This is a genomic window from Acinetobacter lanii, assembly GCF_011578285.1.
GTDB lineage: Bacteria > Pseudomonadota > Gammaproteobacteria > Pseudomonadales > Moraxellaceae > Acinetobacter > Acinetobacter lanii.
In genome coordinates this window covers 3,274,816-3,288,044 of the sequence record NZ_CP049916.1, presented here as the reverse complement: position 1 = coordinate 3,288,044, position 13,229 = coordinate 3,274,816, and the positions used below count along the sequence as shown (strand labels likewise).

5 protein-coding genes are annotated in these 13,229 nt (G+C 42.2%); 4 read left to right on the top strand and 1 reads right to left on the bottom strand.

Annotated elements, in window-relative coordinates; genetic code table 11:
* Positions 1 to 7 precede the first annotated feature (7 nt).
* From G8D99_RS14990 to galE, 3 genes are read left to right on the top strand one after another with little or no spacing between them, the layout of a single operon-like run.
* Positions 8 to 1,264, top strand: a complete 1,257-nt coding sequence (locus G8D99_RS14990) for a nucleotide sugar dehydrogenase (protein ID WP_166327259.1) — start codon at positions 8 to 10, stop codon at positions 1,262 to 1,264.
* On the top strand, positions 1,264 to 2,937 hold the full coding sequence (gene pgi, locus G8D99_RS14985; protein ID WP_166327257.1) for a glucose-6-phosphate isomerase: 1,674 nt from the start codon (positions 1,264 to 1,266) through the stop codon (positions 2,935 to 2,937). Before G8D99_RS14990 ends, pgi begins: the two co-directional genes overlap by 1 nt.
* Positions 2,930 to 3,949, top strand: a complete 1,020-nt coding sequence (galE, locus tag G8D99_RS14980) for a UDP-glucose 4-epimerase GalE (RefSeq protein WP_166327255.1) — start codon at positions 2,930 to 2,932, stop codon at positions 3,947 to 3,949. The genes pgi and galE overlap by 8 nt, the downstream gene beginning before the upstream one ends.
* A 53-nt stretch (positions 3,950 to 4,002) precedes the next feature.
* Here galE and G8D99_RS14975 read toward each other — a convergent pair whose 3' ends face one another.
* The gene (locus G8D99_RS14975) at positions 4,003 to 5,373 is read right to left on the bottom strand and encodes a phosphohexomutase domain-containing protein (protein WP_166327253.1); all 1,371 of its coding nucleotides are present in this window, start codon (positions 5,371 to 5,373) and stop codon (positions 4,003 to 4,005) included.
* 423 nt (positions 5,374 to 5,796) lie between these two features.
* On the opposite strand from G8D99_RS14975, the gene G8D99_RS14970 reads away from it, so the two are divergent.
* Positions 5,797 to 13,134 (top strand): BapA/Bap/LapF family large adhesin, encoded by a 7,338-nt coding sequence (locus G8D99_RS14970; protein ID WP_166327251.1) that lies wholly within the window; start codon positions 5,797 to 5,799, stop codon positions 13,132 to 13,134.
* Positions 13,135 to 13,229: the final 95 nt, after the last annotated feature.

The following is a 13,229-nucleotide window of genomic DNA, read 5'->3' as shown; positions in this document are numbered from 1 at the left end:
CGGCATCATGAAGATTGCAATATTTGGAAGAACCCTGTATTCCGGTGTGTTATCGGCATTGTTGGCGGAGTATGGGCATCAGGTCTATTGGTGCGAGTATCTCAAAAAACAGAGCATTGAACATGCATATGCACAGGATGAAGCGATTCAGCATTTGCTTGAAAAACAGCATAAAAATGGGTTTTTAAAATATTGCCATCTGAATGACATTGATCATGACATGGATGCTTATCTTTTTAGTTTTAATGCCACGGATGAAAAAATGGGCATTGAAATTTTAAAGGAAATCAGTTTAAGACCGATTATTCATCCAAAGTTAATGATCAATGCATCCACATTGGGTTTAAATGGCACAGCCAAACTCCAAGCTTATTTGCCTGAAGATCGCTGGATCTATTTGCCCGATATCATTCAGGAAGGCAATGCCTTACAAAGCGTCCTTCAGGCAGATCAATTGATCGTAGGTTGTGATCAGGATGATGCAGAAAAGCAGATTCGAGAATTGCTCCGTCCACTGTTCCCACGACAACAACAATATTTATTTATGCCGATTTTGGATGCGGAGTTTACCAAACTTAGTATTTCTGGGATGTTGGCGACCCGTATTAGCTATATTAACGACTTAGCTGTCGTGGCAGAAAAACTTGGCATAGATATTGAGTATGTGCGTCAAGGCATGGCAGCAGATTCACGGATTGGCAGTGCTTATTTATATCCAGGCGCTGGCTTTGGTGGGGAAAATTTCTCACACGATATTTTAACCTTATCCAATGCCGTATCGGATACAGGGGTCAAGAGCCAATTGTTGTCCCAAGTCTGGGAAATCAATGAGCAACAAAAAGAATTGATGTTTAGAAAGCTGTGGAATTATTACCATGGGAACTTAAAGGGTAAAACCGTAGCCATTTGGGGGGCATCTTTTAAAGAAAATACGGCTCGGATTCAGCATTCTCCCATTCATATCATGTTAAAAGCATTGTGGGCGCAAGGTGTTACAGTGAAATTACACGATCCTCATGCGCTTCCTGAAATTGAGAAAATTTACGGGCATCGCGATGATTTGATTTATTGTCTTGATCAAGAGGATGCTGTAAAAGATGCCCACGCTCTATGTGTACTGACGGCGTGGAAGCAATATGCCAGTCCAAATTACAAGACTTTAGTTCAAACTATGGCGCATCCACTGATTTTAGATGGTCGTAATATGTATGATCCTCAATATGTGAAATCTCAAGGCTTTGCGTATATGGGAGTAGGACGCTAATGATAGATTCAGCTCAGCCCTATCCAGTTGAAGATGTCGCAGCTGTGATTGATCAATTAAAACAACTGGTAGATCAATATCAACATAAACATCTGAATGAATTTTTTCAGGAATCAGCATCGCGTTTTGAAGCGTGTTCAATCCATTTAGATCCGATTATTTTTGATTACAGTAAACATCGTATCAATCCAGAGATTTTGTCTCATTTGATTCGTTGGGCATATGCACAGGATTTGAAGCCTTGGATTCATCAGCTTTTTTCCCAAAAGCATTTGAATTACACTGAAGACCGTGCTGCGATGCATTGGGCTTTGCGCTTACCTAAGCAAGATCAACACTACCCTGATTTAGCTGCATTGGTGCATCAGCAACTTGAGCGCATGGAAGCTCTGGTGAATAAAATTCATCAGGGGCAATATCGCGGTGTAACGGGTGAAGTGATTCAAGATGTGGTCAATATCGGCGTAGGGGGATCAGACCTCGGTCCACTGATGGTCACACATGCTTTGTCTGATTTTAAAAAGCAGACTGAAAAACCCCTCAATGTCCATTTTGTATCGACCATTGATGGCAGTCAGCTCTCAGAGTTGTTGCATAGGCTTCGTCCAGAAACCACATTATTTATTATTTCTTCTAAGTCTTTCGGGACGATTGATACTTTATCCAATGCACAAACTGCTCGATTATGGTTGGAGAAACGACTCAATCAACATCCACAATTATTGAAACACCATTTTATCGGAGTATCGACCAAACCTGAGAAAATGACAGAGTGGGGCATTGCTGGTGAAAATCAATTTTTGCTTTGGGATTGGGTGGGTGGACGTTATTCACTCTGGTCGTGTATCGGTTTGCCAATTGCCTTAAGTATAGGTATGGATGGCTTTAGACAGTTATTGGCTGGTGCTCATCAGATTGACCAACATTTTAAACAGGCACCATTTCACCAAAATATCCCTGTTCTCATGGGACTATTAAGTGCATGGAATAATAATTTTCTGGATATTCAAACCCATGCTGTGTTGCCGTATGATGGACGTCTGAAATACTTTGCACCGTATTTGCAACAGCTCGAAATGGAATCGAATGGTAAATCCATTCAACGCACTGGTGAAAAAGTCAATTGGGATACTTGTCCGATTATTTGGGGCGAAATTGGACCGAATGCACAGCATGCCTTTTATCAACTGCTTCATCAAGGCACGCAGTCAGTCAGTAGCGATTTTATTGCACCGATTCACCGCTATAATGCCAAGCAATTTACCTATGTCGAGAATGCCGATGCTCTAATTGAACAGCATCATTTAGCACTCTCCAATTGTCTCGCGCAATCAAGACTTCTCGCTTTTGGTAATCAAGCTCTAGATCCGAATGAGGTTGAGAGCTTACCTAAATATAAGCAGTATGAAGGTAATCAGCCGAGTACCACTATTTTGATGCAAGAGCTGAATCCCTATAGTTTAGGCATGCTGATCGCGATGTATGAACACAAAGTCTTTGTACAGTCTGTTTTGTGGAATATTAATCCATTTGATCAGTGGGGCGTTGAAAAAGGCAAAGAAATTGCCAATCAAATTCTTCCTATCTTAAATGGCAGTCAGCAAAATATTTCAGATTTGGATGCGTCTACACAAGGTTTAATTAAAGTTTTATTAGGAAAATTGGATGGCTAATATTTTAGTGACAGGTGGCGCCGGGTATATCGGTTCACATACGTGTCTAGAATTATTAAACGCTGGATATGATGTTGTCGTCTATGACAATCTATCAAACAGCGCTCAAGAGTCTTTAAATCGAGTTGAATCACTAACCGGAAAAAAACTGACCTTTATTCAGGGTGATATTCGAGATAGTGTTGCCTTAGATAGCGTTTTTGCAGAACATCAGATTGATGCAGTGATTCACTTTGCCGGATTAAAAGCGGTCGGTGAGAGTCAACAGGTCCCACTAACGTATTTTGATAATAATATTGCAGGTTCAATTCAGTTGGTTCAAGCCATGCAACGGGCTCAAGTTTTTAACCTTGTTTTTAGTTCCTCGGCCACTGTTTATGATGAAGCCAATGTCTCTCCTTTAAATGAAGATATGCCTACCGGCATGCCAAGTAATAATTATGGCTATACCAAGTTGATTGTAGAGCAGCTTCTACAGAAGTTATCGCTTTCGGATCAACGTTGGTCTATCGCATTACTGAGATATTTCAACCCTGTTGGTGCACATCAAAGTGGTCAAATTGGGGAAGATCCGCAAGGAATCCCGAATAATTTGATGCCTTTTGTGACCCAAGTGGCTGTCGGGCGTCGTGAAAAATTGTCCATTTTCGGTGATGATTATGACACTGTAGATGGTACAGGAGTACGAGATTATATTCACGTGGTAGATCTTGCGAATGCCCATCTGTGTGCACTTCAAAATCGCTTAAATCATAACGGTTGTCGTGCATGGAATATTGGTACAGGAAAGGGTAAATCTGTGCTGCAGGTGAAAAATACCTTTGAGCAGGTCAATGGTGTAAAAGTTGCTTTTGAAATTTCACCACGCCGTGAAGGCGATGTCGCGACTTCATTTGCCAATAATGTACGTGCTATTGAAGAATTAAACTGGACACCAAAATATAACTTAGAAGATATGCTTAAAGACAGTTGGCGTTGGCAACAACAAAATCCAAATGGATATCGTGATTAATACGAAATTCCATAAAAAAAGAGCCAATAAGGCTCTTTTTTTATGGCTTAAATTTAATTTTGGATAAGTTTGGTAAGTTCATCGACATAATCTTGCATCGGTCTAGGATTCTGATCCAAGCGACTTTCGATATTTAAGCGCAGTAAAGGTTCAGTGTTTGATTCGCGTACATTAAAACGCCAAGCGCCAAAATCTAAACTGACTCCATCAGTGCGGTCAATGGATGGATTTTGATCGGCAAAGTGATCAAAAATCTTTTGGATGGTACTTTGTGTGTCTTGAACCTTAAAGTTAATTTCACCTGAGCAAGGGAATTTTTCAATCATTTCTTCAACGAGAGCAGACAGTGGTTTTTGGGTTTCAGACAATACTGAGACTGCCAATAACCATGGAATCATACCGCTATCACAATAGGCAAAATCGCGGAAATAATGGTGTGCACTCATTTCGCCGCCATACACCGCATTCTGCTCACGCATTTTTTCTTTAATAAAAGAATGTCCTGATTGAGATTGAATTGCTTCACCTTTGAACTGTTCTACAATATCAAAGGTATTCCATACTAAACGTGGGTCATGCACAATTTTCTCACCGGCTTGTTTAAGTAAAAAGGCTTGAGCGAGTAAACCGACAATGTAGTAACCTTCAATAAATTGTCCTTTTTCATCAAATAAGAAGCAACGATCGAAATCGCCATCCCAGGCAATCCCCATATCTGCACCATGCACGAGCACAGCATCACGGGTACTGCTACGATTTTCAATTAAAATTGGGTTGGGAATCCCATTTGGAAAATGTCCATTTGGTTCATTGTGAATTTTAATGAATTCAACAGGAATATTCAGTTGTTTGAATTTATCTTCAATTGCATCGACCACATGACCTGCTGCACCATTTCCCGCATTCATCACCAATTTTAAAGGTCGAATTTTGCTTGGGCTGATATAGGTCATCAGATGGTCGATATATTCAGGCAAAATATTATATGGAATTGTTGTTCCTTTGGTTTCAACAGTTTGGAAAGCTTCAGATTCAGCCAATGCTTGAATTTCTTTTAAACCTGAATCTGCACCAATCGGGCGTGCGTTTTCACGCACCAATTTCATGCCGTTATAATCCATCGGATTATGGCTGGCAGTAATTTCAATCCCACCTTGTACATCTAGATGAAAAGCGCCGAAATACACTTCTTCTGTGCCTGTCATGCCTAAATCAAGTACATTGACCCCGGCATCATTTAAGCCTTGGATCGTGGCTTGCTTGAGGTCTTCACTGGTTAGGCGAATATCACATCCAATCACGACTGTTTTAGGTTGGTAAATTTGTCCGTAGGCGCGACCAATCTTGTAGGCAATCTCATTATCTAACTCTGTACCGAGTTTTCCACGAATATCATAGGCTTTGAAGCAGGAAAGTTTATTCATAAGTATAAAGTTCTAATTCATGCAGATCAGTTGTGTCCTGATTATATCTTAGATATTACATTTTTACTGAAGTGATCATAGGTGTGAATTGAGTCATTTCTCTTAAACATTTGCGTATAGGATTTGTTGGAACTGAAACTCAAGCGATGTCACATGAAGCAATATTTTGTTGCAAACTCTGTGTGCTCAAACGTCCTTTTATACATATTTATAATGCGCTGAAAAGTATCTAGTTTCCTGATTTAGGCAGGATCATGCATATTATCGGAAATATTATGCATTAATCAAAAAAAAGTTGAATTAAACATATCTAAATGTTAAAAATGTTAACCAGTTCACAATAAAATTAACAAAACTGTACTTTTGTTCGAAATTTCCCTTTCTTCGAGAATGAAATATTCAGCATAAAATAAGGTAATAATTATGACAAATGAAAATTTAACCAACACCGCAAATTTAAGCAGTGTAAATGCTCAAACTACAAATTTAAATGCGGTGACCAGCTTTGAAACAAAGCTAAGCTTAACTATTCCTAGATCAGGGTCGACAATTACCGGTAGTGGTGGTGTTAAAGACCAAAAAGTTGAAATCTACTACCCTGAAGATACCCTTTTAGGAACGGCAACCCTGAATTCCAACGGTAGTTTCACGTTTCAATTTCAACCGGCTTTGGTGAATTTTGAAATCGTCAAAGTGGTTGTTTATGATCTAGATGGTGCTGTCTCACAGCCTATTTTTGCTCAAGCACCTGACTTATACCCGCCAATGACCCCTGAAGTAACCAACTCAAGCAATGAAGGTTTTGTCATTGAGGGAAAAACAGAAAAAAATTGTGAAGTGACTATTTATGACAGTGAAGAAAATTTAATCGGCCAAGGTTTTTCGGATGATGAGGGTAATTTTGCTGTAAGTGTATATCCAGCACAAAACAATGGTGAAGAGATTGTTCTGTATGCTAAGGATGTCCATGGCAAAATTTCTAAGCCAGGTTATGCCACTGTTCCAGATAATATTATACCCTATCGACCGGATGCGACATCGAATGAAGATGGCACAAAAGTGTATGGTACTGCAGAGCCTGAAACGACCGTAGTTGTTAAAGATAAAAGTGGTGAAGTTTTAGGAAGTGGAACTGTAGATTCATCAGGTCATTTCAATGTAGATATCTATCCACCTTTGCTCAATGATGAAAAAGCAGATGTTGTAGTGGTAGACAAGGGTGGCAATGTGTCAGAGCCAGACGAAGTTATTGGTCACAAGGACACTTTAGCACCCGAGTTTGTAGATGCGGATTTTAATGAAGATGGGAGTATTGTTACAGGGTCTACTGAAGCTTTCGCCTTTATTGTGATCAAGGATGTAAGTGGTGCTGTACTCGGTAAGGGTCAAGCAGATGCACAAGGTGCTTTTGTTATTGATTTAAATCGTCCGATCACCGATGGCGAGCAAGTCACAGTGACTGCTTCAGACGCTGCTGATAACTCGATTGATACTCAAATTGCAGGTCCACATGTTAATCCTGAGATTTTGAGTGCTGATCTCAATCAATCAGGTACAATCTTAATTGGTGAAACTGAAGCCAATGCAAAAATACAAGTCAAAGATGCTTCTGGTAAAGTAATTGGTTCAGGTGTTGCAGATGCTGAAGGTCACTTCGATATTAAATTGATTTCACCATTGGTAAATGATGAGGTGGGTAGTGTTGTCGCAACCGATGCGGCAGGGAATAGCTCTGAGCCAAAACAAATAGTGGGGCCAGATGTTAAAGCTCCTGATCATTTAGATGTGGCGATCAATGCGACTGGTGAAGTGGTCACAGGTTCTACCGAAGCGAATGCAAAAGTTGTGGTTAAGGATGCCAGTGGGAAAGTCCTAGGCGAAGATATCGCTGATCAAAATGGTGATTTTAGCATTAACTTGAATCGTCCATTAACAGACGGTGAACCCGCTGTTGTCACAGCATCCGATGCTGTAGGGAATTCAATTCAAAAACCTGTTGTTGGACCACAGATTGCACCGGATGCACCTACAGGTCAGGTGAGTCAAGATGGGTTATTGCTGGTAGGTCAAGCTGAACCAAACAGTAAAATTCAGGTAAAAAATACTGATAATAAGATTGTGGGTGAAGTGCAAACTGATGCAAATGGTCAGTTTACAGTTAACTTAAATCCGGCACAAAAAAACGGTGAAGAGCTTAAATTTACAGCTACCGATGCAGCGGGTAATATATCTAAACCTGGTACAGCGACTGCACCTGATATTACACCACCACTTGAACTGACAGCAGAACTCAATGCTGACGGAACAATTGTCACTGGTAAAACTGAAGTGGGCGCTAAAGTTGTTGTGAAAGACAAAGATGGTCAAGTGATTGGTGAAGCGACTGCAGATGCTGATGGTAACTACACAGCGAACTTGAGCAAGCCATTAACAGATGGTGCACAAGGCTTCGTGACTGCAGCAGACGCAGCAGGCAATACCACTGAACCTGTGACAGTGACGGGTAGCAAAGACACCATTGGTCCAGATCTAGAAGCAGAACTGAATACAGACGGTACAGTGGTGACGGGTAAAACTGAACCAGGTGCAACCGTTGAAGTCAAAGATGGCGATACAGTGATTGGCACAGCAACAGCAGATGCTAACGGTAACTTCACGATTGAACTGCAAGATCCAATCACAGACGGCAACAGCGTTGACGTGATTGCCAAAGATGCTGCGGGCAACCCAAGTGCGCCAGTTGAGTTAACTGGTGATAAAGACACCACCGCTCCACTTGAACTGACAGCAGAACTGAATGCTGATGGAACAATTGTCACTGGTAAAACTGAAGCGGATGCCAAAGTTGTTGTGAAAGACAAAGATGGTCAAGTGATTGGTGAAGCGACTGCAGATGCCAACGGTAACTACACAGCAAACCTAAGCAAGCCACTGACAGATGGTGCACAAGGCTTCGTGACTGCAGCAGACGCAGCAGGCAATACCACTGATCCACTAACAGTGACGGGTAGCAAAGACACCATTGGTCCAGATCTAGAAGCTGAACTAAATGACGAAGGCACAGTGGTTACGGGTAAAACTGAACCAGGTGCAACCGTTGAAGTCAAAGACGGAGATACCGTGGTAGGCACAGCAACAGCAGATGCTAACGGTAACTTCACGATTGAACTGAAAGATCCAATCACAGATGGCAACAGCGTTGATGTGATTGCCAAAGATGCTGCGGGCAACCCAAGTGCGCCAGTTGAGTTAACTGGTGATAAAGACACCACAGCACCACTTGAACTGACAGCAGAACTGAATGCTGACGGAACAATTGTCACTGGTAAAACCGAAGTGGGCGCTAAAGTTGTTGTGAAAGACAAAGATGGTCAAGTGATTGGTGAAGCGACTGCAGATGCTGATGGCAACTACACAGCGAACTTGAGCGAGCCATTAACAGATGGTGCACAAGGCTTCGTGACTGCAGCAGACGCAGCAGGCAATACCACTGAACCTGTGACAGTGACGGGTAGCAAAGACACCATTGGTCCAGATCTAGAAGCAGAACTGAATACAGACGGTACAGTGGTGACGGGTAAAACTGAACCAGGTGCAACCGTTGAAGTCAAAGATGGCGATACAGTGATTGGCACAGCAACAGCAGATGCTAACGGTAACTTCACGATTGAACTGCAAGATCCAATCACAGACGGCAACAGCGTTGACGTGATTGCCAAAGATGCTGCGGGCAACCCAAGTGCGCCAGTTGAGTTAACTGGTGACAAAGACACCACAGCGCCACTTGAACTGACAGCAGAACTCAATGCTGACGGAACAATTGTCACTGGTAAAACTGAAGCGGATGCCAAAGTTGTTGTGAAAGACAAAGATGGTCAAGTGATTGGTGAAGCGACTGCAGATGCTGATGGCAACTACACAGCAAACCTAAGCAAGCCACTGACAGATGGTGCACAAGGCTTCGTGACTGCAGCAGACGCAGCAGGCAATACCACTGATCCATTAACAGTGACCGGTAGCAAAGACACCATCGGTCCAGATCTAGAAGCAGAACTGAATACAGACGGTACAGTGGTGACGGGTAAAACTGAACCAGGTGCAACCGTTGAAGTCAAAGATGGCGATACAGTGATTGGCACAGCAACAGCAGATGCTAACGGTAACTTCACGATTGAACTGCAAGATCCAATCACAGACGGCAACAGCGTTGACGTGATTGCCAAAGATGCTGCGGGCAACCCAAGTGCGCCAGTTGAGTTAACTGGTGACAAAGACACCACAGCGCCACTTGAACTGACAGCAGAACTCAATGCTGACGGAACAATTGTCACTGGTAAAACTGAAGCGGATGCCAAAGTTGTTGTGAAAGACAAAGATGGTCAAGTGATTGGTGAAGCGACTGCAGATGCTGATGGCAACTACACAGCAAACCTAAGCAAGCCACTGACAGATGGTGCACAAGGCTTCGTGACTGCAGCAGACGCAGCAGGCAATACCACTGATCCATTAACAGTGACCGGTAGCAAAGACACCATCGGTCCAGATCTAGAAGCAGAACTGAATACAGACGGTACAGTGGTGACGGGTAAAACTGAACCAGGTGCAACCGTTGAAGTCAAAGATGGCGATACAGTGATTGGCACAGCAACAGCAGATGCTAACGGTAACTTCACGATTGAACTGCAAGATCCAATCACAGACGGCAACAGCGTTGACGTGATTGCCAAAGATGCTGCGGGCAACCCAAGTGCGCCAGTTCAGTTAACTGGTGATAAAGACACCACAGCGCCACTTGAACTGACAGCAGAACTCAATGCTGACGGAACAATTGTCACTGGTAAAACTGAAGCGGATGCCAAAGTTGTTGTGAAAGACAAAGATGGTCAAGTGATTGGTGAAGCGACTGCAGATGCTGATGGTAACTACACAGCGAACTTGAGCGAGCCATTAACAGATGGTGCACAAGGCTTCGTGACTGCAGCAGACGCAGCAGGCAATACCACTGATCCACTAACAGTGACGGGTAGCAAAGACACCATTGGTCCAGATCTAGAAGCTGAACTAAATGACGAAGGTACTGTAGTAACGGGTAAAACTGAACCAGGTGCAACCGTTGAAGTCAAAGACGGAGACACTGTGGTAGGCACAGCAACAGCAGATGGCAACGGTAACTTCACGATTGAACTGAAAGATCCAATCACAGACGGCAACAGCGTTGACGTGATTGCTAGAGATGCTGCGGGCAACCCAAGTGCGCCAGTGGAACTTGTGGGTGATAAAGATACGCTTCCACCGCAAGAGTTGGATGCATTCTTAAATGCCGATGGTACGATCGTAACAGGTAAAACTGAAGCGGGTGCCAAAGTTGTTGTGAAAGACAAAGATGGTAACGTGATTGGTAACACCATCGCATTAGCAAATGGAACCTATACCGCGGTATTAACTAAGGCTCTAACAGACAATGCAATTGGTAAAGTCACTGCTTCAGACGCAGCGGGCAATACTGTTGGCCCTGTAGACGTTAAAGGTTTGAAAGATACCATTGCACCAGAAATCAATGAAGCAGATTTCAATGATGTCGGTAATGAAGTCAGCGGTGTGGCAACTGAAGCGAATGCGACTGTTACTGTTTTTGATGCAAATAATAAAGAAATTGGTAGTGGTATTACTGATGCTGATGGTAAGTTTAAAATTACTTTGGACAAAGCCTATGTGCAAGGTGAGGAAATCACTTTAGTCGCTAAGGATGCGGCAGGCAATACAAGTCAACCGAAAATCATTTATGCGGATTCTAAACTTCAAGCAAATGATGACGTAATCAAAGCTGATGTTGATTTGGCTTACAAATCAGTATGCAAATCATCAGTGACTGAAAGTAAAGTCTTTGGATCTTTGGGTAAATTCTTAGGCATTCCAATTCTAGGTTCGAGCTGTGCAGACATTTCATTTAGCGTAAAAGCGGGTGAAACGATGTCTGTAGACATTAAGGCAACTAATTTTGGTTTTGCAACATTACTCGATGGTATTCGTGTCACGCTTTACAAGCAAAATGCAGATGGGTCATGGGGTAAAGTAGTTTCTAATGCTGATATGGGCTTGTTTAATAAATTCTTCTTGTTCTTCCCAGAGCAAGCAAAAATTCAAGCCAAAGATTTGCCACAAGGTAACTACAAAATCATTGCTGAAGATTTGAGCTTGTTCAGTATTTTGTCGAAGAATATCATTTCTGTGACCTACAATACTTATGCAAGTTCGACAGAATTAGAAGCGGTGAAAGCCAATACAACTACGGGCAACTTACTTGCGGATGACTTGGTCACAGCTTCGACTAAATTGGTGAAATTGACCACTGCTGATGGTAAATCTGTAGAGGTTCCAGCAACAGGTACTGCAACATTGGTGGGTAAATACGGCACCATGGTGATCTCTGCGGATGGTACTTATAAGTACACACCAAACAAAGATGTCAAAGTGGTGGGGCAAGTGGATACCTTCACATATACCATTAAAGACCAATCAGGTGCAGTTTCTACAGCTAAAGTGAATGTACAAATTGGTGCTGATGAAGTGAAATTGAATTGGGATGCGAAAGATCCATCTAAACCAGCAACATCACTTGATTTGCATAACGATTCTGACTTTGTTAAAGGTAGCGTGAGTCAGTTCTCACAAGTGACCAATGTGGCTTCAGGCGATGTCTATGCGAAATATGGCTCAACATCGACTGTAAACTCAAATACATTTACCGTGAGTCAAGGTGACCAAGCGAAGATCAGTGTCAACTTTAAAGCGGCTGACTGTGTATTCTATGCGGATCCATCTCGTACTACATTCACTTGGCAGTTGCAAAAATACAATGCAGCCAAAGGCGTTTGGGAAAATGTGTCAGGCGCAACAGGTTCTAAGACTTATGGCGTGGTGTATCAAGTTAAAAATGGTACAACAGTATTTGATGGCACTGTAACGGTAAATGACCCAGGTCAATATCGTGTTAACTTCAAGACATCAGGCGGTTATTACTTGTTGAATGCAGAAACATTTGATACCAATGTGTCTGTTGAAACTGTGAATACTAGCAAATGGTCTTTAGACAGTTATGGTAGTGCCGAAGGTAATATCTTCACTGCAGTCGGTGTTGAAACTGTGGCGAAAGATTCACTGGGCATTAACAGTAAATTATCGATTTCAACTGATGGCGGTGTGACCTTTAAAGATGTTTCAACATCTGGTTTGAGTGTCCAAGGTCAATATGGTTCGCTCAGTATCAAAGCGGATGGCTCTTACGTGTATAATCAAAACAAAGGTTCAGTCGGTACAGATGACTTTGTTTATAAAGTCACCACTGCCAATGGCGAAACTCAAACTGCGCACTTAGAGATCAACTACGAGTACACCGTAAAAGGTTCGGCTGCCAATGACTCATTTGGTTCAGATCAAATCCTGCATATCTTACAAATGGGTACAGGTGCGGATACTGTGAAATTCACAGCGCTTAACTTGGTTGACCAAGGTGATGTGTGGACGGACTTCTCCAAAGCGCAAGGTGACAAAATTGATGTGTCGTCATTACTGAGCAACAAAGGGGTGAATGCATCGAATATTGGTCAGTTTGTTTCAATCGAGAAACAAGGTACCAATTCTGTTGTGAAGATCGATTTGGATGGTGCAGGTACTCAGCATACCTCTAAAGAATTGGTGGTATTACAAAATACCGATACAACCTTGGATGAATTGTTAAAAACCAATCAATTTATTTACTAATCTGATGATGTAATGAATGCATAAAAAAAGAGAGCTTCGGCTCTCTTTTTATTTGATGTTTGATTAATGAGTGATCAAATAACTCGGTGTAATTC